Origin of the sequence: Streptomyces sp. NBC_00568, assembly GCF_026341855.1 — a bacterium.
Lineage (GTDB): Bacteria > Actinomycetota > Actinomycetes > Streptomycetales > Streptomycetaceae > Streptomyces.
The window spans coordinates 2,192,820-2,216,860 of record NZ_JAPENW010000001.1; the positions used below are offsets into that span (position 1 = coordinate 2,192,820).

Annotated in this window: 19 protein-coding genes; 8 read left to right on the forward strand and 11 right to left on the reverse strand. The window is 71.6% G+C overall.

Translation table 11 applies throughout. The annotated features are described in order from the left end of the window. Window positions 1–191 precede the first annotated feature (191 nt). Window positions 192–1,265 carry an NlpC/P60 family protein gene (locus OOK38_RS09345; protein WP_266761875.1) on the forward strand — a complete coding sequence of 358 codons (1,074 nt, stop codon included), beginning with the start codon at window positions 192–194 and terminating at the stop codon, window positions 1,263–1,265. A gap of 14 nt (window positions 1,266–1,279) precedes the next feature. Here OOK38_RS09345 and OOK38_RS09350 read toward each other — a convergent pair whose 3' ends face one another. Beyond that, entirely contained in the window at window positions 1,280–2,041 is a 762-nt protein-coding gene (locus tag OOK38_RS09350; protein WP_266761873.1) for a response regulator transcription factor, read from the reverse strand. Continuing rightward, window positions 2,038–3,327 carry an ATP-binding protein gene (locus OOK38_RS09355; protein WP_266761871.1) on the reverse strand — a complete coding sequence of 430 codons (1,290 nt, stop codon included), beginning with the start codon at window positions 3,325–3,327 and terminating at the stop codon, window positions 2,038–2,040. The genes OOK38_RS09350 and OOK38_RS09355 overlap by 4 nt, the downstream gene beginning before the upstream one ends. A gap of 178 nt (window positions 3,328–3,505) precedes the next feature. Here OOK38_RS09355 and OOK38_RS09360 point away from each other — a divergent pair, with 178 nt between their 5' ends. Further along, the gene (locus OOK38_RS09360; protein ID WP_266761869.1) at window positions 3,506–4,882 is read left to right on the forward strand and encodes a PspC domain-containing protein; all 1,377 of its coding nucleotides are present in this window, start codon (window positions 3,506–3,508) and stop codon (window positions 4,880–4,882) included. Further along, the gene (locus OOK38_RS09365; RefSeq protein ID WP_266761867.1) at window positions 4,869–5,093 is read left to right on the forward strand and encodes a hypothetical protein; all 225 of its coding nucleotides are present in this window, start codon (window positions 4,869–4,871) and stop codon (window positions 5,091–5,093) included. Before OOK38_RS09360 ends, OOK38_RS09365 begins: the two co-directional genes overlap by 14 nt. Before the next feature lie 18 nt (window positions 5,094–5,111). Here OOK38_RS09365 and OOK38_RS09370 read toward each other — a convergent pair whose 3' ends face one another. Beyond that, on the reverse strand, window positions 5,112–5,642 hold the full coding sequence (locus tag OOK38_RS09370; protein ID WP_266761866.1) for a DoxX family protein: 531 nt from the start codon (window positions 5,640–5,642) through the stop codon (window positions 5,112–5,114). A gap of 456 nt (window positions 5,643–6,098) precedes the next feature. Beyond that, window positions 6,099–7,367 (reverse strand): hypothetical protein, encoded by a 1,269-nt coding sequence (locus OOK38_RS09375; RefSeq protein WP_266849323.1) that lies wholly within the window; start codon window positions 7,365–7,367, stop codon window positions 6,099–6,101. Between the two features lie 363 nt (window positions 7,368–7,730). On the opposite strand from OOK38_RS09375, the gene OOK38_RS09380 reads away from it, so the two are divergent. Then, window positions 7,731–8,612, forward strand: coding sequence for a DUF4429 domain-containing protein (locus OOK38_RS09380; RefSeq protein WP_266761865.1), 882 nt, complete (start codon window positions 7,731–7,733; stop codon window positions 8,610–8,612). Between the two features lie 115 nt (window positions 8,613–8,727). Here the strand turns inward: OOK38_RS09380 and OOK38_RS09385 are convergent, their stop codons facing one another. Next, window positions 8,728–9,522, reverse strand: a complete 795-nt coding sequence (locus tag OOK38_RS09385) for a class II aldolase/adducin family protein (RefSeq protein ID WP_266761863.1) — start codon at window positions 9,520–9,522, stop codon at window positions 8,728–8,730. A gap of 157 nt (window positions 9,523–9,679) precedes the next feature. Between OOK38_RS09385 and OOK38_RS09390 the strand changes: the two genes are divergently transcribed. Then, window positions 9,680–10,150, forward strand: coding sequence for a pyridoxamine 5'-phosphate oxidase family protein (locus OOK38_RS09390; RefSeq protein WP_266761862.1), 471 nt, complete (start codon window positions 9,680–9,682; stop codon window positions 10,148–10,150). A gap of 26 nt (window positions 10,151–10,176) precedes the next feature. On the opposite strand, the gene guaA is transcribed toward OOK38_RS09390, so the two are convergent. Next, complete coding sequence (guaA, locus tag OOK38_RS09395; protein WP_266761860.1) at window positions 10,177–11,757, reverse strand: glutamine-hydrolyzing GMP synthase; 1,581 nt, start codon at window positions 11,755–11,757, stop codon at window positions 10,177–10,179. A gap of 328 nt (window positions 11,758–12,085) precedes the next feature. On the opposite strand from guaA, the gene OOK38_RS09400 reads away from it, so the two are divergent. Continuing rightward, window positions 12,086–12,370 (forward strand): chorismate mutase, encoded by a 285-nt coding sequence (locus OOK38_RS09400; RefSeq protein WP_266761858.1) that lies wholly within the window; start codon window positions 12,086–12,088, stop codon window positions 12,368–12,370. 753 nt (window positions 12,371–13,123) lie between these two features. On the opposite strand, the gene OOK38_RS09405 is transcribed toward OOK38_RS09400, so the two are convergent. Further along, the gene (locus OOK38_RS09405; RefSeq protein WP_266848332.1) at window positions 13,124–14,323 is read right to left on the reverse strand and encodes a hypothetical protein; all 1,200 of its coding nucleotides are present in this window, start codon (window positions 14,321–14,323) and stop codon (window positions 13,124–13,126) included. Window positions 14,324–14,536: 213 nt separating this feature from the next. Here OOK38_RS09405 and OOK38_RS09410 point away from each other — a divergent pair, with 213 nt between their 5' ends. Beyond that, window positions 14,537–15,520: an LAETG motif-containing sortase-dependent surface protein gene (locus OOK38_RS09410; RefSeq protein ID WP_266761854.1), complete on the forward strand. Its 984-nt coding sequence runs from the start codon at window positions 14,537–14,539 to the stop codon at window positions 15,518–15,520. A gap of 465 nt (window positions 15,521–15,985) precedes the next feature. On the opposite strand, the gene OOK38_RS09415 is transcribed toward OOK38_RS09410, so the two are convergent. The 4 genes from OOK38_RS09415 to OOK38_RS09430 all read right to left on the reverse strand — a co-directional run bounded on the left by OOK38_RS09415 (window position 15,986) and on the right by OOK38_RS09430 (window position 23,208). Then, a complete protein-coding gene (locus tag OOK38_RS09415; RefSeq protein WP_266761852.1) occupies window positions 15,986–17,794 on the reverse strand; it encodes a GMC oxidoreductase in 1,809 nt (602 codons plus the stop codon). A gap of 70 nt (window positions 17,795–17,864) precedes the next feature. Beyond that, the gene (locus tag OOK38_RS09420; protein WP_266848334.1) at window positions 17,865–19,541 is read right to left on the reverse strand and encodes a succinic semialdehyde dehydrogenase; all 1,677 of its coding nucleotides are present in this window, start codon (window positions 19,539–19,541) and stop codon (window positions 17,865–17,867) included. 230 nt (window positions 19,542–19,771) lie between these two features. Then, on the reverse strand, window positions 19,772–21,475 hold the full coding sequence (locus tag OOK38_RS09425; RefSeq protein WP_266848336.1) for a serine/threonine-protein kinase: 1,704 nt from the start codon (window positions 21,473–21,475) through the stop codon (window positions 19,772–19,774). Window positions 21,476–21,567: 92 nt separating this feature from the next. Then, window positions 21,568–23,208, reverse strand: a complete 1,641-nt coding sequence (locus tag OOK38_RS09430; RefSeq protein WP_266848338.1) for a serine/threonine-protein kinase — start codon at window positions 23,206–23,208, stop codon at window positions 21,568–21,570. Window positions 23,209–23,618: 410 nt separating this feature from the next. Here OOK38_RS09430 and OOK38_RS09435 point away from each other — a divergent pair, with 410 nt between their 5' ends. Beyond that, window positions 23,619–24,032 carry a hypothetical protein gene (locus OOK38_RS09435; protein ID WP_266848340.1) on the forward strand — a complete coding sequence of 138 codons (414 nt, stop codon included), beginning with the start codon at window positions 23,619–23,621 and terminating at the stop codon, window positions 24,030–24,032. Window positions 24,033–24,041: the final 9 nt, after the last annotated feature.

Sequence of the window (24,041 nt, forward strand, 5' to 3'; positions counted from 1 at the left end):
GCCGCACTCCCAGGTTTAACGTCCTCCCCCAGGTGACCGGCTCCCCACCGCCGCCCGGGCCAGGGGCGGCAGTCGGCCACCACCGCCGAGAAGGTCCGGCGGCGGTCCGCTCCCCCTGTGTGAGCCGCCGCCGGACGTGTCACCGCTTGACCGCCTTCGCAGGACGGTCGTACGGAAGGATGTGGGCCCTCGTGGCAGCGCACCGCAAGACCAAGCAGCGCTCGATCGGCGGAAACACGGCCCGCACAGCAGTCACCATCGCCCTCGCGGGCGCGGCGACGGCGACCGGCTTCGACGGGATCGGGCATGCCGACCCCCAGCTGTCCCCGACGCAGGTGAAGGCCAAGGTCGACAAGTTGTACGAGGAGGCGGAGGCCGCCACCGAGAAGTACAACGGCGCCAAGGAGAAGGCCGACAAGGCGGAGGCGCACCTGGACACGCTCCGCGACGAGGCGGCGCGCAGGCAGGACCGGCTCAACTCGGCTCGGGACGCGCTGGGTTCGATGGCGGCTGCGCAGTACCGCAGCGGCGGACTCGACCCGGCGGTGCAACTCGCGCTCTCCGACGACCCCGACCAGTACCTGGAAGGGGCCGCGCTCGCCGAGCGGGTCGGCACCCGGCAGTCGGCGGCCGTCTCCGGGGTACGCAAACAGCTGCGGGAGATCGAGCAGTTGCGCGGTGCCGCGCACGTCGAACTGGCCTCGCTCACGTCACGGCAGACGGAGCTGAAGCAGCAGAAGAAGACGATCAACGGGAAGCTCGACGCGGCACGCCGGCTGCTCTCGCGGCTCACCCCCGAGCAGCGCACCCAGTACGTGGAGCGGGGCGGCGCGGCCGAGCAGCAGCACGTCTCTCGCTCCTCGGCCCGCGGACCGGTCCAGGCGGCCCCGGCCGGCGCCACCGCCGCGGCGCCCAGCTCCCGGGCGGCGGCGGCCGTCTCCTACGCCTACGCCAAGCTCGGCAGCCCCTATGTCTGGGGTGCCACCGGGCCCGACGCCTTCGACTGCTCCGGACTCGCCCAGGCCGCGTACCGTTCCGCGGGCCTCTCGCTGCCCCGGACCACCTATGCCCAGATCAACGCCGGCCAGCGGGTCTCCCGCTCCGAACTCCGCCCCGGCGACCTGGTGTTCTTCTACGCCGGGATCACCCACGTGGGCATCTACGTCGGCAACGGGCAGATGATCCACGCACCGAATCCGTCGGCACCGGTGCGGGTGGCCCCGATCGACGAGATGCCCTTCGCGGGTGCCACCCGGGTGGTGTGATTCCCCCGCGTCGCTCAGACCAGCCGTCGCGCCGTCGCCCAGCGCGTCAGCTCGTGCCGGTTCGACAGCTGGAGCTTCCGCAGCACCGCCGAGACGTGCGACTCGACCGTCTTGACGGAGATGAACAGCTGCTTGGCGATCTCCTTGTACGCGTACCCCCGGGCGATGAGGCGCAGGACCTCGCGCTCGCGCTGGGTGAGACGGTCCATGTCCTCGTCGACGGGCGGGGCGTCGGTGGAGGCGAAGGCGTCGAGGACGAATCCGGCGAGGCGCGGCGAGAAGACCGCGTCGCCGTCCTGGACGCGGAAGACGGAGTCCACCAGATCCGTGCCGGTGATCGTCTTGGTGACGTACCCGCGGGCGCCGCCGCGGATCACGCCGATCACGTCCTCCGCGGCGTCCGACACGGACAGCGCGAGGAAACGGACCGGCCGCTCGGCGTCGGCCATCAACGGGGAGCAGCGGCGCAGCACTTCGACGCCGCCGCCGCCGGGGAGGTGGACGTCGAGAAGGACGACCTCGGGGCGGGTGGCCGTGATGACCGTGACCGCCTGGTCGACGTCCGCGGCCTCGCCGACCACCTCGACGCCGGTCCGCTCGGTCTGTCCGATCTCGGCCTGGACCCCCGTACGGAACATGCGGTGGTCGTCGACGAGCACCACGCGCACCCGGCGCCCGCCCTCGGCGCCGGCCGGTCCGGCCGCTCCGGATGCGCTGGCCCCGGGGATCTCTCCGGCCGAACCGCCGGACTCCACAGGCTCGTTCGCGTCGCTCATGACGTCTTCTCCGCCCTTTCCATCTCCAGCTCGACCTCGGTGCCGCCGTCCGGCACCGCGCGCAGTCGCGCCGTGCCGCCGTTGCGCTCCATGCGGCCGATGATCGATTCTCTGACGCCCATGCGGTCGGCGGGTATCGCGTCGAGGTCGAAGCCGGGGCCGCGGTCACGGACGGACACGAAGACCGTCCTGCCCTCGACTTCGGCGTAGACCTGTACGGCGCCGCCCTCGCCACCGTACTTGGCCGCGTTCACCATTGCTTCCCGCGCCGCCTGCATCTGCGCGGTCAACCGGTCGTCGAGCGGGCAGTCGCCGACGACGACGACCTCGAGGGGAACGCCGTGCTTGTCCTCGACCTCGGCGGCATGACGGCGGACCGCCTCCGCGAGGGTGTCGGGCTCCTCGTCCTCGTCCTTGCCGCTGCCCTCCGGTTTGTACAGCCAGGCCCGCAGATCGCGCTCCTGGGCGCGGGCCAGCCGCCGCACCTCGTTGGCGTTCTCCGCGTTGCGCTGGATCAGGGTCAGGGTGTGCAGCACCGAGTCGTGGACGTGGGCGGCGACTTCGGCCCGCTCCTGCGCCCGGATGCGCATCAGGCGCTCCTCGGAGAGGTCCTGGGTCATGCGGACCAGATAGGGGCCGGCGAGGAGCGCGATACCGACGAGGACCGCGAGCGCCGCCTGGAGCACCGAGCCGAGGTGGGCCGCTGAGCCCTGGAGGACGAATATCCCGGAGACACCGGCGGTGACGAGCAGGACGCCCGCAGCGGACCGCAGCAGCGTGAGCGTACGGCGACGGCGGCCGACCTCCACCCAGCGGGCCCGGCGCGCGTTGTCCGCCTGGCGCCAGACCAGGGCGACACCGGCGCCGACGAGGACGGTCGGCCACAGATACGCCTTGGTCCCGCCGCCGAGGTTCACATTGCCGACGAAGACCATGGCCACGACGACCATGAGCAGCAGGGCGACGATCTGGCCCTTGTCCGGCTTGCGGGCCACGAGTCTGCGCCGGCCGTCGGGCGAGGTCTCGGTGGTGAACGCCGGCGTACGGCCGGAGCCGACGCCGCCGACGCCGAGCGGCACGAAGAACCAGAACGCGGCGTACAGCAGGGCGCCCAGCCCGTCCGCCATGAACAGTCCGACGAACATCAGCCGCACCCAGACCACGGGCAGCCCGAGATGCCCGGCGAGCCCTCGCGCCACGCCCCCGAGCCAGCGTCCGTCGCTGCTGCGGTAGAGCTTGCGCGGGGGCCGCGGGTCGTCGACGGGCATGGCTGCGGCTTCCGGCATGGCATCGATGGTCACACGCCCGGCGGACCGGAGCATCAGGGTCGGCCCCCGATACTCCCCTGATCTTCGGGAAACCGGCGATCGAACGGGCCCCGCCCTCCCCCTCGGGGCGGATATCAGGGTTCGGCCAGGGTCATCCCGACTGCCGCGGCGCCGTCCCGCCCGTCACCATGGACGCATGACAGATCAGCAGCACGCGGCGGCGGAGCCGGACTCCGGCTCCGCTCCAGGTGATGAGCCGCGCGCTCACGGGGATGCGGCGACCGCCCGGCCCCGGGAGGCGGGCGCCGCCTCCGAGGTGCCGCGCAGGTTCCGGCGCGACCGCCGGCAGAAGATGCTGGGCGGAGTGTGCGCCGGGCTCGGCCGGCAGTGCGACATGGACCCGGTGATCTTCCGGATCGTGCTCGCGGTGCTCGCCGCGACCGGCGGCATCGGCCTCATCTTCTACGGCTTCGCCTGGCTCTTCGTCCCGTACGACGAGGACGAGGAGAACGAGGTCCGCAAGCTGCTCACCGGCCGCGTCGACGGCCAGGCCCTGGCCGCCGTGCTCTTCGCGCTGGTCGGCTGCGGAGTGTTCCTGTCCATGCTCAACAACGGCGGCGTGCTGACGTTCGCCGTCGTCCTGTCCCTGCTGCTGGCCGGCGCGGGCTACTGGTCGCAGCACCGCGGCGCCACCGACCCGGACCCGCTCTCCGCTCAAGCCGTCGCAGACGCCCCGCCGGAGGCGCAGGCCCCGCCCGTCCCCGCCTCCTACCCGTCCTGGTGGCGCGACCCGATAGTCAAGGACGGTTCGCACGTCGGCGGCACCGGCTATCTGTGGGGCCCCCAGGAGGCCCGGGACCGGGATGTCGCGGCCGCGCTCAACATCGCCCGCGGCACCTCCCGCCCCGGCGTGCGCGCGGAGCGGGAGCCCAAGCAGCGCGGCCCCCGTCGCATCGGCGGTCGGGTCTTCCTGCTCGCCCTCCTCGCGGGTGGCCTCGGCACCGGCCTGACCTGGAACGACCAGAAGCTCGGCACCAGCCTTCAGGCCGGACTGGCCGCCGCTCTCATCGTGTTCGGCCTGGGTATCGCCCTCAGCGCCTTCCTCGGACGCACGGGCGCGGGAACCATCTTCCTGGCCGTGATCACGGCAGGCCTCCTCGCCGCGTCCGCGGCCCTTCCGAAGGACATCAGCACCCAATGGGTGCGGAAGAACTGGACTCCGGCGACCGTGGCCGACGTACGGCCGAACTACGACCTGGGCATGGGCGTGGGCACCCTCGACCTCAGCCGCCTCGACCTCGCCAAGGACCAGACGGTGACGACCGACGCCGAGGTGGGCGCGGGCCGGCTGAAGGTGATCGTCCCCAAGGACGTGACCGTGCGGCTCAGCATCGACGTGGGCGTCGGGGACATCCAGTTGCCGGGCGACAACGAGAAGGACGTGGACGTGGAACCGGGCAAGCACAAGCAGGTGACCCTGCCTCCGGCGACGGGCGGCAAGAACGGCGGCACCCTCGACCTCGATCTCCAGGTCGGCGTGGGCCAGGCGGAGGTGGCCCGTGCCACGTCATGAGTTCCAGCCCGGAAAGCTGGTGGCGGGCCTCTTCCTCACCGCCGGGGGCACCGCCTACGCCGGGGACGCGGCCGGCTGGTGGGAGACCGAGTGGTTCGCGATCATCCCCGTCGTCGTGATCGGCCTCTGCCTGGCGGGCGCCGTCGCGACCGTGACCCACGCCGTACGCAGACGCCGCGCGGACCCGGGTCCGCGCGGCGTGAGTTCCTAGGACTGCTCTTCTTGCCTTCTAGCGGTAGGCCCCGGCGCGTTGCCTGCGCCGGGCTCGCAAGGCCGCGTCCACGGAGAAGACCGAGGCGCCCGCCAGGACGAGGGGGGTCCAGGCCATCAGATAGGCGAGGTCGTTGCCGTAGTAGTACGGGTCGGAGGCCCAGCTCACGGTCAGCCACAGACTGAGCGAGATGAGCGCGCCGCCGAGTGCGGCGAGGCGGCCCAGCAGGCCGATCAGGGTGCCGATGCCGACGGCCAGCTCGCCGAAAGCGATGGCGTAGCCGAAGCCGACGGGGCTCTTCAGGGACAGGTCGACCAGGGCCGGGATCGCGGAGGAGTCACGCACCGTGCGCATCATGTCGCCGATCGAGCCGGAGCCGGAGGCCTTCATGAAGGCGCTGTCGGTGAGTTTGTCGAGGCCGGCGTAGATGAAGGTGACGCCCAGGAAGACCCGCAGAGGCAACAGGGCGTAACGGGTCGCAGTCTCCCGCCAGTCCCGCCTCTCCTCGAGATACTGGGCGTGAGTATCCGTCCGCATACCGTGAGTCATCGCTCTCCGCCGCCTCTCACCCGCGTGCCGTTGACCCCACAACAGACCATACGTACGAACCCGGCCCCCCGCTCAGAGCCGGAACCTTTTTTCCTGCCCCCACCTCCCCGAACACCACGGCCTGACCCCTCCCCCGGCACCCCCACAACCTCTCTTCGCCCCCTCCGCCCCTACCCGTCCCGTACCCGGGGCTCCGCCCCAGACCCCGCTCCTCAAACGCTGGAGGGGCTGGATCTTGCACCCGCAGCGGACATCGCACGGGAGGGGCCGCGCCGGTACATCCCTGATGTCCGTCGCTTACGTTCGGATCGAGCAGCGGCTCCCGTTCAGAACTCACGTCTGATCCAGCGGCGACGGACTGGGATGTACCGGCACGGCCCCGACCCACCCACCGAACCCGCACGCACGCACGCACGCACCGAACCGAACCGGACCCGCACCGGACGACGTCACGGATCAGTCGGTCACATCGATCTCGTACCGGTTCGTCTCGACCCCCGCCGCGGTGACCACCTGCACCTCCACCCGCCCGGGTTCCACATCCACCGGCACCGGCACCGTCAGCACCGCGTCCGTGGGATTGCTGAACCCCCCGGACACCGGCACCAACGGCACATGCACATGCACGGGCCCGATCCGCACGACCATCCGCGACAGCCGGTCCGCGCTCTGCGCCCCCGGCGGCACGAACCCGGCCCCCCGGATCTCGATGTCGTCCCCGGTGCGAATGGGTGCGTCCAGATCGCCCGCCTCACGGGCACGGACCACCGAGAGGACCACCGGCCGCCCGCCCTCGGCGTACTTCCCGGCGAGGTAGGTCGCGGCCGACACCAGCACCAGCAGGGCCAGCCCCCACGGAAGGTCCGGCAACTGCGACGGCCGCCGGGCCAGCCGCACCACCGCGAAGACCAGAGCGACCACGCTGATCACCACGTACTGGATGTCGGCGAAGCTCCCCCGCCCGGCGTCATCGGTCAGCAGGTCGGCCGCGCGCGGCCGGTCCGCGCGCACCTTCTGCAGCCGCTGCCCGAGCACCCGCAGCCCGACCACCCTCCGCACCAGCACCGCGACCCCGCACACCACGGCGACGACGGTCACGACACCGGCGCCCCGGGCGAGCCCGAGCCCGGCGATGAGTTCGTCCCGGCGGCCGTGCGCGGAGGCCGCCGCCAACTGCCCCACCAGCACGAGCAGCGCGTACACCACGACCAGCACCCAGCCGGCGGCCACCGCACGGGAGGTGGAGAGACGGTTGTCCTCGCCGATGACCGGCGCGAGGGCCCCGCCCCGCGCCCGGTGCAGCCACGCCGCTCCCGTCAGGAGTCCGGCCAGGACGACCGCGGCGACCAGCCCGGCCGTCCGCGCCGCAGTCCAGCCGGCCCCGATCGCGGTGAGCGCCTGCACCAGGAGCAGGACGACGACGCCACCCCAGACGGTGAACGCGGTGTACCGCCACAGCCGCCCCAGCCATGCCTCGCCCTCGATGCGGCCGCGTTCGGCGACGAGGTCCGCGGACTGGGTGAGTTCGTCGGACACCCACTGCCGGGACGCGGAGGCGGAGTGCGCGACGGCGGCGGGCAGTCCCTGCCCCGATGCCAACGCGTCACGTTTGGCGAGGAACGCGGCGACGGCCCGCCGGTGCCCCGTACGCGCCCCGTGCGGGCAGTCCCCGCACGTGCAGCCACCCTCGTGCGCTCCCGACCCACCACCCAGGCCACCGCCCAGGCCTCCGCCCGGCCCGCCGCCCGGACCACCGCTCCGCCCGCCGCCCGGTCCGGTGCCCGACCCGGCACCCGACCCGGCACCGTGCCCCGCACCGTGTCTCGCCTCCTGCACCGCCACGCCAACTGCCGCCTTCCCGCCCCAGAAAACTCCGTACGGCCGAACCGTCCGTACGCCCGACCGTCACACCGGCCGGAGCACCCGCCCGCCCCACCCCCAAGGGCGCGAAGCACGTACACCTGCCTGACAACTGCCCCGTGATGACAGCGAATTGTGCCGTACGGAGCATGGTGCGCATGCGTCAGGTCGGGTCAGCGCGGGTGAAGCGCGGCCACCCCGTGTTGACCCGGCTGCGAGAATTTCTCCATGGCCGAGATCATCCAGCGCGACGGGACCTGGGCCTTCGACGGCAGCACGGTCAGGATCACGCCGGGACTGCACCGCAGCGTGCCGCTGTTCCGGCAGACGTACGGCGAGATCTCCGTTCCCCTGGAGGCGGTGTCGGGCATCGTCTACGCACCCGAACGCAAGCGCGGCCGCCTGCGTCTGCGGCTGCGCGAGGGCTCCGACCCGCTGCTTCAGGCGACCGGGGGCCGGCTTCCCGACACGGCGGACCCCTACAGCCTGACGGTCGACATCGACCGCTCCGGGGTGGCCGAGTACGTCGCCGAGGAGATCCGCCGCGCGCTGCTCCTGGACCAGATCCCCAAGGAACCGGCGAAGACGTATCTGCTCGCGGGACCGCCCGTCCCGGTGTCCGTCCGTTCCAGCGACGGCACGGTCTCCTTCGACGGGACGCAGGTGCGCATCGACTGGGCGGACACCTCGGACCGGGTCAAGCGGGCGACGGGCCCGCGGATCATCGCCCTGGGCGATCTCGTGCAGGTCGAGTGGCTGCCCAACTCCGGTTACGAGGACGGCTTCCTGCGTTTCGTGACACACGAGGCGGTCTTCTCCAAACTGCCGCCCGGGAAGGACCCGTACGCCCTCGATCTGTGGGGCAGCACCCGCCGCGACCTGCTCACGGCGCTGGTCGCCACCGCGGTCACGGCACGGATGCCGCATCCCTCCACGCGCGCCGGGGAGTACGCGGACGGTCCCCGACCGGCCCCGGTGGTGCCGCGCCAGTCCGACCATCACGACGTACTGCTGCGCCGTCTGCGGGAGTTGGGAGAGCTGCACCGTGACGGCGTCCTGACGGACGAGGAGTTCGCCAGGACGAAGGCGGCCGTCCTGCGAGGCTTCTAGCACCGCGCCGGGCACCGTTCACCCACTCCGGCAGCACCGTCCGCACCCCGCGCCGCGATCCCTGACCCCTGACCCCTGATCCCTGGCCCCTGGCCCCTGGCCCGAACGGCAGCCCCTAGCTGAGAAGGTCGGGTTCGCTGCGGCTGATGTCCTGCCACAGCGGCTGGTAGTTGATCCACGCCACCAGGTCGCCCCCGAGCTGCTCCCGGGTGGCGACCGCCTGCTTGTGGTCGATGAGGAGGGGCCGGCCCGCGGCCTTCGCGGTGAGCTGGACCTGGCTCGACCGTTCCATGGACAGGAACCACCAGGCCGCCGCGTCCACCGAGTCCCCGACGGTCAGCAGTCCGTGGTTGCGCAGCACCAGCGCCTTGCGGCTGCCCAGCGCGGACGCGATCCTGCGGCCCTCCTCCGCGTCGACGGCGACCCCGGTATACGCGTCGTACAGCGCGTGATCCTCGTAGAACGCGCAGCTCTCCTGGGTGATCGGGTCGAGCAGATCACCGAGGGCGGCGAGGGCGCGGCCGTGCACGGAGTGGCAGTGGGCGACGGCGACGACGTCGGGGCGGGCGGCGTGGACCTGGGAGTGCACGGTGAACGCCGCCTGGTTCACGTGGTAGCGGCCCTGGATCACCTGCCCGTCCTGGTTGGCCATGACCAGGTCGCTCACGGTGACGTGCTTGAACGGCATGCCGAACGGATTGACCCAGAAGCAGTCGCTGTACTCCGGGTCGCGCGCCGTGATGTGTCCGGAGACGCCGTCCTCGAAGCCGAGCCGTCCGAACAGCCGGAGCGCGCCGGCCAGCCGCTCCTTGCGGTGCCGCCGCTCGTCGTCCATCGATTCGTGCATCGGCGGCATGGCGAACCGCAGCTGGTCGGTGGGGCGGGGCAGGGGCGGAGTGGGCCCGTGCATATGTCCTCCAACCACTGGCGTGTTCGGTACGGAGCGGAAGTTACCCGGGGTCAGCGCAGGAGAACAGGGGTGTTCCGTGAGAGAAAAAAGAGGAACAAAGAGGGACACCGACAAAACCCGACAGGAGATGTCGGGTATACGCGTCAGACTCGCTGGCATGAACTGGGAAGCTCTCTCCACGGCCGAACCGGACCTCGCCGAGACCGTCGAACAGCGCTTCGGCGCCTTCACCCACCACGTCCTCGCGACCCTCCGCAAGGACGGCTCGCCCCGCACCTCCGGCATCGAGGCGCGCTTCCTGAACGGCGAGCTGTGGCTCGGCATGATGCCGGACTCCCTCAAGGCGCTCGACCTGCGCCGCGACCCGCGCTTCGCGCTCCAGACGAACCCGGGGGCCGGCACGGACATGGGCGGCGGCGACGTACGGATCAGCGGGCGGGCGGTGGAGGTCGGCGACGACGTCCCGGCGAAGGCCGCGTACGTGAAAGAGGTGGAACCGCCGGAGCCGTTCCACCTCTTCCGCACCGAGCTGACGGAGGTCACGCGGACCTATGTCGAGGACGACACGTATCTGGTCGTCCAGGTCTGGAAGCCCGGCGCGCCGGTGCGCACGCTCAGGCGGACCTAGGGGGTTCTACGCCCCTCGTGGGAGGACTACTCCCACTCGATGGTGCCCGGGGGCTTGCTCGTCACGTCGAGCACGACGCGGTTGACGTCCGCGACCTCGTTCGTGATGCGGGTCGAGATCTTCGCCAGGACGTCGTAGGGCAGCCGCGACCAGTCGGCCGTCATGGCGTCCTCGCTGGACACCGGACGGAGCACGATCGGGTGGCCGTACGTCCGGCCGTCGCCCTGCACGCCCACGCTGCGGACGTCCGCGAGCAGGACCACCGGGCACTGCCAGATGTCCCGGTCGAGACCGGCGGCGGTGAGCTCCTCGCGGGCGATGGCGTCGGCCTCGCGGAGCAGGTCCAGACGCTCCTTGGTGACCTCGCCGACGATCCGGATGCCGAGCCCGGGGCCGGGGAACGGCTGGCGCTGGACGATCTCGTCCGGCAGGCCGAGCTCCTGGCCGACCATCCGGACCTCGTCCTTGAACAGCTTGCGCAGCGGCTCGACGAGCTGGAACTCCAGGTCCTCGGGGAGGCCGCCCACATTGTGGTGGGACTTGATGTTGGCGGTGCCGGTGCCGCCACCGGACTCGACCACGTCCGGGTAGAGCGTGCCCTGCACCAGGAACGCGACGTCCTCGCCCTCGGCGGCCTCGGCGATGATCTCCGCCTGGGCCTGCTCGAAGACGCGGATGAACTCGCGTCCGATGATCTTCCGCTTCTCCTCGGGGTCCGAGACACCCTTGAGCGCGGTGAGGAAGCGCTCCTGCGCGTCCACGACCTTGAGCTGGACGCCGGTCGCGGCGACGAAGTCCTTCTCGACCTGCTCGGTCTCGCCCTGGCGCATCAGACCGTGGTCGACGTACACGCAGGTGAGCTGGGAGCCGATGGCCTTCTGGACGAGGGCCGCGGCGACCGCCGAGTCCACGCCTCCGGACAGACCGCAGATGGCGCGCTTGGTGCCGACCTGCTCGCGGATGAGGGCGACCTGCTCGTCGATGACGTTGCCGGTCGTCCAGGACGGGGTGAGACCCGCGCCGCGGTACAGGAAGTGCTCCAGGACCTGCTGGCCGTGCGTGGAGTGCATGACCTCGGGGTGGTACTGGACGCCGTAGAGCTTCTTCTCGTCGTTCTCGAAGGCGGCGACCGGGACGACGTCCGTGGAGGCCGTGACCGTGAAGCCCTCGGGAGCGGCGGAGCAGGCGTCGCCGTGCGACATCCACACCGGCTGCTCGTCCGGGGTGCCCTCGAAGAGGGTGGAGCCGGACTTCGAGACATGCAGCGGCGTACGGCCGTACTCGCGGGCGCCGGTGTTGTCGACCGTGCCGCCGAGGGTCGTCGCCATCAGCTGGAAGCCGTAGCACATGCCGAAGACGGGGACGCCCGCCTCGAAGAGCTCGCGGTCCAGGCGCGGGGCGCCCTCCGCGTACACCGACGAGGGCCCGCCGGAGAGGATGATCGCGGCCGGGTTCTTGGCGAGCATCTCCTGGACCGGCATGGTGCTCGGCACGATCTCGCTGTAGACCCGGGCCTCACGGACACGACGGGCGATGAGCTGGGCGTACTGCGCACCGAAGTCGACGACCAGGACGGTGTCGGGGGCGGCGGGGGACGCTTCTGGCACGGTCTGCCTTCCGGCGGTGAGCAAAAGGGTGTGTACGGCCGATTCTACCGGGGGCCGCGGTGGGGCTGGCGCCGCCCGGGTTTCCGGCCCGGGTCTCACCATCCGAACCCGCTTGGCCCGTGCCCCCGCGGGCGTGCATACTGCGGTCATGCTCACGCACACGACCTTCCTGTTTACCTATGGCAACCGGCCCACCGGCTGCCATGGTCGTGCTGCTTGAGCAACTGACAAGCGACTTCCCAGGCGCCCCGGGCCGACAAGGCCCGGGGCGTCTGCCGTTTCCGGGCCGAGCCGCTCCGGGGCACCCCTTCCACCGAGGAGCCCCACCATGGCCGACGTACTCGACAAGACCGGCGCCCGCACCGACGAGGCCGCCGATGTGATCACCGGTGCCCGCGAGCGCATCGACACCCTCGACGACCGGATCATCGGTCTCGTCCAGGAACGGATGGCCGTCTCGGCCGTGATCCAGGAGGCCCGGATCACCTCCGGCGGCCGACGGGTCAACCTGTCCCGCGAGATGGAGATCCTCGGCCACTACCGGGAGGCGCTCGGCAAGCCGGGCACCTCGCTGGCCATGACCCTCCTCGAACTGTGCCGCGGCCGCGTCTGAGACCCGGGAGGGTAAGCCGGGAGACCACGGCCTCCGGGACGCGCGGCCCAGTACCCGGCGTACGCACGTACGCATTCCCTCTCACCCGTACGGCGCGTGACCGGGGTGCCGCGGACTTCGTTTCTCCTGATGTCCGTGTCAGCCAGGGGCGGGCCCGAAAGAACCACGCGTGGCTCCGCTGGAGCGATGAGACGTACGGATCGTGCCGTACGTCGTGGGACCTCGCTCCAGGTGCTGTGACCGGACGGCAGGGGACAGCAGCCCGGTCACTCAAGAGAACGGTCGGCTCCGGGGACGCCCGGGGCCGTCCGGCGGAATCTGTTCAGCGGTGTCGCGGCGGTTGCGGAGGCCGTCGCCCACCCAGCACGATGCGAGAACAGCGCACACCGCAGATCCACCCTGTGCGGTCCAGCTCTCGGGACAGTCCCAAGTCCCGTGCTGGACAGCCTCGTCGACAACCAGGACAGCCTCGTCGACAACCATCGGACAACTCGATCCGTGCCGCGGAACCGCACCCCGCGACACGGCCCGCCAAGGTCGGCACCACAGGCGCACCCCGTGCGCCGCGGCGCCCGACCGGCGGCAACCCCCTTTGACCAACGGCGCACCCCCCGGCGCCGCTTCCAGGCATCGGCGCTGCCCTGACGTCGGTGCTGACGTGCGAAGGGCCCCGCGGACATCCGTCCCGTGGGGCCCTTCGCCGTGCCGGGGCGCGGACGCCGGGGTCCATGGACGCCGCGGCGCGGACGCGGGTCAGGTGCGGGACACCGTGCCGCAGCCGGCCGCGGCGGAGGGCTGGATGTCGCGGCTGCGGTCGTACGGGTCGGTGGTCGGGCCCGTCGGCGGCGCACCGCTGGGAGTGGCCGACCGGAACTGCGGGTGCAGGAAGCCGTCGTAGACGTCGCAGGCGGAGTTGCCGATGTCCTCGGTGTACTTGCTGATCGTCAGTCTGCCCGGAGTGACCTGGAACTTCCTCGGGTCCAGGAACGCGACGTCGAGGACGCGGCGCACGATGGTGCGGGTCACCTCGGTCGACTTCCCGCGGGCCGGGGACACCGGGTAGACGAAGGTGTAGTCGGCGTGGATGGCGACCGACGCGTCCTTGCCCTTCTTGAAGGTGATCCGGCCGCGGGTCTTGACCACGTTCCCGACCAGGCGTGCCTCGTCGGGGTCGAACCGGCTGAAGAGCGTCAGCGGGTCGTGTCCCTTGCCCGGTGCGCGCAGCCGGCGGTTCACATCGTGGACCATCCCTGGCTGTCTGGGATCGAGGACGGCGATCGCCGCCTCGGGACGCTCACCGCGCAGGGTCGCCGGGTCGAGGTTCGCCCCGACGAGCAGGTTCTTCGTCTGCCGCAGCGCGGTGGCCACCTGCTCCTTGGTCAGCGACCCGACCGGGGTGGCCTTCGGGACGACGATGCCGGCCGCGCCGTCGGCCCAGCGCTCGGCGGGGGACCCGGCGAACGGCCGTTCCCGGGTGGGCGATCCGGTGTTCGAGCCGGAGGGCGGCGCGGTCGGGGCCGCGGTCTCGGCGGGCAGCGGGGTGCCGTCCGCGGACGCGTCGGCGGAGGTGCCGAAGGGATCGCCGGGCAGCAGGGAGGGCTTCATCGCGACGACCAGCACGGCGACGGCGAGCGGGACCCCGATGATCGCCCACAGCCGGCGGCGGCGGGCCGCGCGCCCGTCCATCTCGCGCCACGCGGGGCCCGTCCGCCAGCCCTCGGGCTGGGCGGTCCGCTGCGTGCCCTTCCAGGCTTTTCGGCGGGAGGCCCGCTCGGCCTCCTGCGCGTCCCGCTGACGCAGCCGTTCCGTCACCATGCGCGCCCGTGCGGACGGTTCTTTGGGGGCCGAGTCGCGGATGTCGCGTTCGCTGTCGCGTGCGAAGCGTTCCCACACGTCGTCAGGGACCGCCGGCTCCCCGGTCTCCTCGGGCTGCTTGTCAGACACGAAGGACATTTCTAAGCGGTTCGAACGGACGTACACAAGGCACATCCGGGTGTGACTCAGCCCACATAAGAATTATGTGAGTTGAAGGACAACCATTCTCAGCTTTCGCCGGTCACACCTGCAGAACCAACGGCCACAACCGCGCCCCACACGCGGAGGCCTCACCCATAAAAGCCATATGAGTGCCGCGAGTTCACGGCGCTCCGGACTTCCGAGGTCTTCATGAAGCTTCGCCGTGCCATGGCCACTGCGGCCGCGACGGCTGTCATAGCCCCGCTCGCGCTGCTGTCGGTCGCGCCGGCCGCGTTCGCGGAGGAGAACCCCACCCCGAGCGCGAGCGTGTCCGAGTCCTCCTCCGAGTCGGCTTCGCCGAGCTCGTCCGAGGCCGCTCCCGAGCCGTCCGACTCCGCGTCGGCCAGCGCCTCCGCGTCGTCGTCCACCAGCGCGTCCGCCCCGGCCCCGAGCGACTCCGCCTCGGCGTCGGCCCCGGCGCCGAGCTCCTCCGAGCCGGAGGAGTCGGAGTCCCCGGACCCCGAGCCCTCCGAGTGCGAGGACTCCAAGGTCCAGGTCTCCATCAACGGCCTGCCCGGCAAGATCGCGGCGGGCAGCGGCTGGCACAAGTTCTCCCTGGACGTGCTGAACAACTCCGACTCCACCCTGACGGACCTCGGCTTCTTCGCCGGCGCGTCCTCCGACAAGGCGGGCGAGGACCTCTTCCGGAGCAAGAAGGTCCAGCTCCAGGCGTACAACCCGGCCGACAAGACCTGGGAGAACGTCGACGAGGAGGGCTACGCGGTCGGCTTCGTCGGCTACACCGACGAGCTCAAGCCCGACTACGAGGTCGACGTCCCGCTGCGCATCAACGTGAAGTCCAGTGCCCCGGTCGGCGCCGGCTTCTCGCTGGGCGCCAGCATCTACGGCGACGCCGACGCGGAATGCACCGGCTTCGGCGAGGTCGCGTACAAGTTCCAGATCGTCGCGGCCGGCACGGACACCGACGGCACCAAGCCGCAGGAAGGCGGCAAGGTCCCGGTCTCGGACAAGCCCGCCGACAAGAGCAACACCCCGGCGGTCGACGGCAGCCTCGCCGAGACGGGCTCCAGCTCCGCCCTGCCGATGATCGGCCTCGCCGGCGGTATCGCCGTGGTCGCCGGTGCCGGCGCCCTGGTCGTCGTCCGTCGCCGCAAGTCCGGCGCGACCGCGTAACACGGCCGCACACGACTGACGCGGGCATCAGCCCCGTACGAAGAGAAGGACCTGCGCTCGGAGGGGGGTGCAGGTCCTTCTTCGCGTCCGGGACCGGGACTCGTGCGGGGCCCGAGCTCCAGCCGAGACCCCAGGCCCGAGGCCGACCGGGACCCGGGGCCCGGACACCGGAGCCGACCGGATCCGAGGCCCAGAGGCCCGAGCGGACCCGGACCCGAAGCCCGAACGCCGGAGCCGACCCGAACGCCGGAGCCGACCCGAACGCCGGAGCCGACCCGAACGCCGGGGCCGTCCGAGGCCCGGGGCTGTCCGGGACCCGAGGCCCAGGGCCGCCCGAGGCCCAGGACCCACCGGGACCCGAGGCGCGGGGGCTGTCCGGGACCCGAGGCACGGGGGCTGTCCGGGACCCGAGGCACGGGGGCTGTCCTGCACTCCGGGAACGCCCGCCCCGGGTTCCGGGCGGGGCTACGGCTTCGGCGGCAGCGTCGGCATGCCCAGGAACGGCAGCCTCAGTGCGCCGAAGGCGTCCGCGGGGACGGCGGGCCGGCTCGGCTCCACCGCCTTGAGACGCTCGTACGCGACTCCCGGCGCCGGACGCGGATCGGCCTCGCCCTTGTTGGGCCAGAACGACATGGCCCGCTCGGCCTGCGCGGTGATGGTGAGCGAGGGATTGACGCCCAGGTTCGCCGAGACGGCGGCACCGTCGACGACGGAGATGCCCGGGTGGCCGTAGAGCCGGTGGTAGGGGTCGATGACGCCCTCGTCCGCCCCGGCTCCGATCGGACAGCCGCCGAGGAAGTGCGCGGTGAGCGGGGTGCCCATCAGCTCGCCGACATTGCTGCCCGCGAAGCCGTTGATCTCCTCGGCGAGGACGGAGGCGGCCTGCGAAGCGGCCTTGATCTGCTTGGGGTTGGGAGCCCCGTGCCCCTGACGTGCCGTCAACAGTCCCTTGCCCGCACCCTTCGGCTTCAGATAAGTCGTCAGGGAGTTGTCGAGCGACTGCATGACCAGCCCGATGATGGTGCGTTCGGACCAGCGGCGGTTGGAGAGCGAACGGAGCACCAGCAGCGGGTGCCTGGCCGCGTTGACGAGCCACCCGGCGACCCTCGACGAGCCTTCCGCGTAAGGGACCTGGAGGATGGACATGCCGCCCATCGCGTTGGAGCCCTTGCCGTAGCGGACGGGTTCGATGTGGGTGTTCTCGTCCGGGTGGATCGAGGACGTGATCGCGACGCCCTGGGTGAAGTCGGCCTTGGGCGTCCCGTGTGCCTTCCGGTAGCGCCGGTTGTCGGTCTGCGCGCCCACCAGCGCCTCGGAGTTGGTGCGGGTCAGCTCGCCCAGCTTCTGCGACAGGTACGGCAGTTGGCCGCCCGCCTTCATGCGGTGCAGCAGCGTCTGGGTGCCGTAGGTGCCGGCCGCGAGTACGACCCGGTGCGCCGTGAGGGTCCGGCCCTTGCCCTTGCGCCGCTCGTCCGTCGGGAGGGTCCCCACGGCGTAGCCGCCCCGCGAGTCGTCGGTGACGGACACGACGGTCGTCATGGGATGGACGACGGCGCCCGCTTTCTCGGCGAGGTAGAGGTAGTTCTCGTTGAGGGTGTTCTTGGCGCCGTGGCGGCAGCCGGTCATGCACTCGCCGCATTCGGTGCAGGCCTTGCGGGCGGGACCGACCCCGCCGAAGTACGGGTCGGCGGTCTCCGCGCCGGGCTCGGCCCTGGCACGGCCGTCCGCGTCCTGCCCGTCGCCGAAGAAGACACCCACGGGTGCCATGTGGAAGGTGTCACCGACCCCCATCCGCTCCGCGGCGGCCTTGAGGTGCACGTCCGACGGGGTCATGGTCGGGTTGAGCCGCACGCCCAGCATGCGCCGGGCCTGGTCGTAGTACGGCTTCAACTCCCCTTCCCAGTCGGTGATGTCCTTCCACTGGGGGTCCTCGAAGAACGGCTTCGGCGGCACGTAGAGGGTGTTGGCGTAGTTCAGGGAACCGCCGCCGACGCCCGCTCCCGCGAGCACCATCACATTGCCCAGCAGATGGATGCGCTGGATGCCGTACATCCCGAGCCTCGGGGCCCAGAGGTAGTTCTTGATGTCCCAGGAGTTCTTGGGGAGCGCGTCGCGGGTGAAGCGCCGGCCCGCTTCGAGGACACCTACGCGGTATCCCTTCTCCGTCAGCCGCAGCGCGGTGACGGATCCGCCGAAACCGGAGCCGACGACGATGACGTCGTAGTCGTACGTTCCCTCGTCCGGCTGTTCCTGGACAGAGCTCTCCTGTGACACGTGCCGCTCTCCTCGTTGAGAACCGTTGCGAACCGTGGATCGTTGCCGAGGGCCCGTGCGGGGCCGGTGCCTAGCGCAGCCGGAACGCCTTCATGACCTTGAGGCTGCGGCTCATGAACGCCGCGTACTTCTCGTCGTCCATGCCGAGGGACGGCGCCATCGGCAGCAGCCTCTGATGGGCGACGGTCTGCGCCTCGGTGTACTTGAGGATGCCCTCGGAGCCGTGCCGGCGGCCGAGGCCGGAGTCCTTCATGCCGCCCATGGGCGACTGGACGCTGCCGTACGCGGGCGCGTACCCCTCGTTGACGTTCACCGTGCCGGTCCGCAGCCGGGCCGCGACCGCGCGACCGCGCCGCCCGTCCTTCGTCCAGACGGACGAATTGAGGCCGTACGGCGTGGCGTTGGCGAGCTCGACGACCTCGTCCTCGGTCGTGAACCGGTAGAGGGAGACGACGGGGCCGAAGGTCTCCTCGGCGCAGACGGCCATCGGGGCCTCCACTCCGTCGAGGATGGTGGGCTCGTAGAAGTACGGGCCGATGTCGGGCCGGGCGACACCGCCGGCGAGGACCGTGGCCCCCTTGGCGACGGCTTCCTCGACGTGCCGCGCCACCGTCTCCAGCTGCCGTTCCCCGACCAGCGACCCCATGTCCGCCCCGTACGCCAGGGACGTGCCGAGCCGCATGGCCCTGGTCCGGGCCGCGAACCGCTCCGCGAAGGCGTCGGCGATCGACTCGTGGACGTACAACCGCTCGATGGAGATGCAGAGTTGACCGGCGGAGGAGAAGCAGGCGCGGACGGCGCCCGCGGCGGCCTTGTCGATGTCGGCGTCCTCGAGGACCACCATGGCGTTCTTGCCGCCGAGTTCGAGGGAGACGCCGACGAGACGGGCGGCGGCGCCCTGGGCGACCTCGCGGCCGGTCCGGGTCGACCCGGTGAAGGAGACGTAGTCGGCGTGCTTCACGACCTCGGGTCCGACGACGGGCCCGTCCCCGAGGACGACCTGGAAGACCTCGGCGGGCAGCCCGGCCTCGATGAGCAGGTCACGCGCCCACAGGGCGGTGAGGCAGGTCTCGGTGTCGGGCTTCATGACGACGGCGTTGCCCGCGACGAAGGCCGGCAGCGCGTCGCCCACCGACAGTTCCAGCGGGTAGTTCCAGGGCGCGATCTGCCCGACGACTCCGCGCGGGTGGCGCAGCTCGGTGACCTTGGTGAGCGTGGGGACCGCGCCGGTGTGCCGCTTGGGGCGCAGATACGCGGGCGCCTTGCGTCCGTAGTGCCGCGCGGCGACCACGACGGCCTGGACCTCTTCGTGGGCGTGCAGCCGGGCCTTGCCGGTCTCCAGCTGGATCAGGTCCAGCACCTCGGCCTGCCGGGCGAGCACGAGGTCGTGGAAACGGAGCAGGACGGCGGCGCGCTGCCGTACCGGGGTGGCACCCCAGGCGACCTGGGCCGCGCGGGCCCGCTCGAAGGCCTTCTCGACGTCCTCCGGGGTGGACTCGGGCAGGTCGGCCAGCTTCTCGCCGGTGAACGGCGTGTGGTTGGCGGTCCGCCCGGACCCGGCCACGCCCTTGGTGAGCTGCGCGACGAGCTCGGGGGTGACGACATCGGCGGCGGTGCGGGCGCCGACCGGGGCGGGGGCGAGCGGGTTGGTGCCGATGACACCGGGGACGCCTGATGCGCCGGTACCGGCCGTCTCGTCGGTGCCGGTCATTTCCGTGGCCTGCTCCGCGGCCTGCGAGTCCGTCATGAGCCGCAGAGTATGCCTGCTCGCTCCCTTTGGGTACCCGTCGGTAATAGCCTTTCACCGAGTACTCACACACCGCCAGTGATCACTGGCAGCAAACCCGCTGATCAGGCCGTTGTCGATCCAACGATCACCGGGGGGTCACTTTTCCGATCACAGTCCGGTCACCGGGGACGAGACCGCGGCCACAGCCACCGCGACCCCGGCCGCCCGCGCGGCACCGCCGCGGTCGATCACGGCTTGTCGATGTCCAGGTTCGCGATCGCCGTCCTGGCGACTTCACGACCCCGGGCCGTGAAGTCGCCCTTGCTCGGATAGCTGATCGTGAGCCTGTACATGTCGCCGGCCTTCGACTTGTAGTAGAAGAGCCGGAGTTCACGAGGGCGGGGGTTCTGGCTGTCGGTGGTCTTGTAGCCCACGGTGTTCTCCGCGGCCTGCCCGCCCTGGTACGTGACCCCTGCGTCCGGGGACGTCTTCGGGCCCTCGGGCATGCTCAGGTCGTACGAGCCGGTCGCCTTGAACTCGCCGTCGTCCGCGTACATCTCGGCCCGCGCCGAGCCCTTGATCTCCTTGTTCGTGTCCTCGGACTTCCTGGCAAGGCTCAGCCCGATCCAGATGCTCCCGCTCCAGTCGGTGTACGTGACCCAGTGCTTCTTGTCCGACGTCCGGTCCGGTGTCGCCTCCTGGTACCCGGCGGGCACCGCCAGCGTCGCGGCGACGTCCGTCACGTGCTTCTTCTCCCAGCCGTCCGGCAGCGGACCGGCGAACGGGTCCGCGATCACCAGGTACACCGCCACCGCGGCCGCGACGACCGCCACTCCGAGGCCGATCAGGGTCTTGCGGCCGACCCGGATGCCCCTGCCGCCGGACCCTCCGGGGCCGTCCGGGCCCTCGATCCGCACGACCTGGGTGGGCGCCGGGGCCGGCGGCTGTGCGGCCTCCTCCAGGAGGCGCCGCACCTCGGCCGCCGCGGGGCGGTGGGACGGCTCCTTGCTGAGCAGCCCGTTGATCACCTCCGCGAGCGGGCCGCCCACCGAACCGGACGCGGCCGGCGTGGAGTTGAGGACCGACTGAAGGGTGGCGGGTGTGTTGCTGCGGCGGAAGGGGGAGACACCCTCGGTCGCGGTGTAGAGCACCACACCGAGCGACCAGAGGTCGGAGGCCGGACCGGGGCGCTGGCCGAGCACTCTTTCCGGGGCGATGTATTCGGGCGAGCCGACGAAACCGCCCGTGTCCGTCAGGCTGGTCTCGCCCTCGATCTGGGCGATTCCGAAGTCGGTGAGCACGACGCGGTCGTGCCGGCCGAGGAGCACGTTGTCGGGCTTGACGTCGCGGTGCAGGATGCCGGCCGCGTGCGCGGCCTCCAGGGCACCGAGGACCTCCAGACCGACGCGCGCGGCCTCGCGGACGCCGAGCGTGCCCTCCTGGAGGGCGTCACCGAGCGAGCGGCCCCGCACCAGCTCCATGACGATCCAGGGCTGTCCGTCCACGACCGCCACGTCGTGCACGCTCACCACCGCGGGGTGGTCGAGCCGCGCCGCCGCGCGCGCCTCGCGCCGCATCCGCTCGTACGCGTTGGCACGTTCACGCTCGGGAAGGTGGTCGGGAACCCGCGGTTCCTTGACGGCGACCTCGCGGTCCACGGTCTCGTCCTTGGCCCGCCACACCGTGCCCATGCCGCCGTGCCCGAGCTTGGAGAGCAGGCGGTAGCGCCCGCCGATGAGGCGCCCGGTCCCCGGTTCCGGCGCGGGCTGCGGCGCGGGAGCCTGCGGCTGGTCCGGGACGATCCGGGCGGGCGTGGCATACGGATTGCCCGGGTACGGCACGGCGGCGGCCGGGGCCCCCGCGGGTACGCCGGGCACCGCGGCCCTCGGCGGTTGCAGACCAAAACTCGTCGGCTCGTCGCCCCCGTGAGGGACTCCCCCGTTGTCGCTCATGCGTCCATCTGTATCGCGGCAGGCCGGTCGCCATCCAGTCCCGTCGCCCGCCGGTCACAGACCCGTGACGCGCACCATCCCTTATCTCCCCTTTATGAGGGTACGAAGGTATCGACCGCGACGTCGAAGTACTCCTTCGCCTCCGTCCCCCGCCCGACCGGCGCCGAGACCCATACGTCGTACATCCGGCCGCCCTGCTCCCAGCACAGGTCGTAGGTGTGCCGTGCGCCCTCCGCCTTGGTGAAGCCGTCCCAGGTGAACTCCCAGAGGGCGGCCGGGTGTCCGTCGTGCGTGGTCCGGGCGACCGTGCCGGCGCGGTACCCGGGGTTGTTGGCGGGCCCCGCGGCGTCCGCCCGGCGCATCACCCCGAGCGGACCGCCGGTCTCGGGATCGGCCTGCTTGATACCGAGGCGGAAGGTCTGCCCCGGCGACATGTAGAAGACCCGCTCCCCTTGCGGGTCCCGGGTGAAGTCCTCGGGCACGGCGAGCGAGAAGCCGTCCGGGTCCGACGCGACGCGGTATCCCGAGGGCGCCGTGCGGGCCGCGGTGGCGGTCGGCGACTGCCGCCGGGTCACCGTGACGGTGGGCGCGGCGCTCGCGGGCGGGGCGGAGAGCGTGCCGGACGCCGAGGACGACGTACCCGGTGTCCGTGATGTGCCCGGCGCACTGGACGAGGGCGGTCTGCCGTCCCCGCCGCCGTGCATCAGCAGCATGGCCGCCGACACCCCCGCGCCGGCCATCGCGGCCACCAGCGCGGCGGCGACGAGGAGGCTCCGCGTGGACTGCTTGGGCGGGCCGTCCGCCGCGGTACCGGAAGCGGGCGGCTGCGCTCTGGTCCCCGGTCGGTGCAGAGGGACGTCCCGCCGCGTGGGCGTGTACGGGACCGACAGGCGCGGCGTACGGCCGGTGTCGCGGAAGGCGCGCAGCATCCGCTCGGCCTCCGCCGCGTCGAGCCGCCGCTCCGGATCGCGCTCCAACAGTCCTCGCACGACGGGCAGAAGCGGTGCGGCCTGGGCCGGCGGACGGATCTCGTCGACGACGACCGCGTGCAGGATGCCGCCCAGCGAGTCGCGGCGGAAGGGTGATGCGCCGCTCAGCACCGTGCACAGCAGGGCGCCGAGCGACCACAGGTCGGACTCGGGACCGGTCCGCGCCCCGGACATCCGCTCGGGCGCGGTGTACTCGGGGGAGCCGACGAACGCCCCGCTCTCCGTGAGCGTCGTCGCGCCCGCGACCTGGGCGATCCCGAAATCGGTGAGCACGACACGGTCGGTGCCCGCCTCGACGAGGACGTTGGCGGGCTTGAGGTCGCGGTGCAGGACCCCCGCCTCGTGCGCGCGGCGCAGCGCTCCGAGCAGGTCGATGCCGATGCGGGCGGCCTCGCGGGCGTCGACCGGGCCACGCGCCGAGATCCGCTCGGCGAGCGAGCCGCCGTCGATCAACTCCATGACGATGTACGGGCGTTCGTCGTCCACCACCACGTCGTGCACGACGATGATGTGCGGGTGGTGGAGCTGGGCCACGGCCCGCGCCTCGCGCAGGGTGCGGTCACGCTGGAGGCGGTTCTCCTCGGCGGAGAGCGAGTCGTCGAGGGCCAGTTCCTTCACGGCGACCTGCCGGCCGAGCAGTTGGTCGGTGGCCCGCCAGACGACCCCCATGCCGCCCCGGCCGATTCTCGCCTCCAGCCGGTAACGGCCCGCGATCACGCGGACGTTCTCCCCCTCGGTCCCCATGGGCCCCATCATGCCGCACCGGACGGACGCCTTCCGTGGCGGCGACCGGCCAAGTATGCCGCCGCCCCAGGACTTTGCCGGGCTCCGGCCCGCCCGTGTTCCCGCCGGACGCCTTGCCCGCGAAGCTCCGGGCGCGGCCGGCTCGGCACACCAGCGGCCCGGTGGCGCGCGACGGCTCCTGAGAGACGGTGAGTTCGGCCGGCGCGGCCGGTTCGGCCGGTTCGGCCAGTTCGCCTGCGTCCGTGACCAGGGCGGGCCGGACAGCCAGGGGCGGTCTTTTCGGCCACGACCTGTTGCGCATTAAAGACACAAGGCCTGGAAAATCGCCAAGAGATATTCACCGTGCGGGGGCAAAACGGGCGGCCGGAATCACCCTGTCATGTCGATCATGGAAGCCTTACCTTTCCCTCATGGGAAACACGTTGAAGCGCCTTTCCGTCACGAGCATCGCGGCGGTGGCCATATTCGCCACGACCACAGTGACCAACGCCAGCGCGGCGAGCGGCGGAGCCGCGTGCTCGGTGACCGGCGCCTCGGGGAGTCTCTCGTTCACCAACTGGACGGCCCACCACGCGGACATCAGCGGTTGGGTCAAGGACACCGCCGCCGATGGCCACCACGTGGCCATTCGCCTCGTTTCCATAGACGAGGGCACCGGATGGGTGACGGAGTGGCCCTGGCATTCCGAATACGACGGAAACGGATCGACCACCTCGTTCAGCACCTACGCGTCGCCCTCCGGCGATGATCTCGACTACGTCGGCGCGCAGGTGGCGGTCATCGAAGGGAGCACGATCGTCCGCCATTGCACGGACTATGCCTGATCCGTTCCG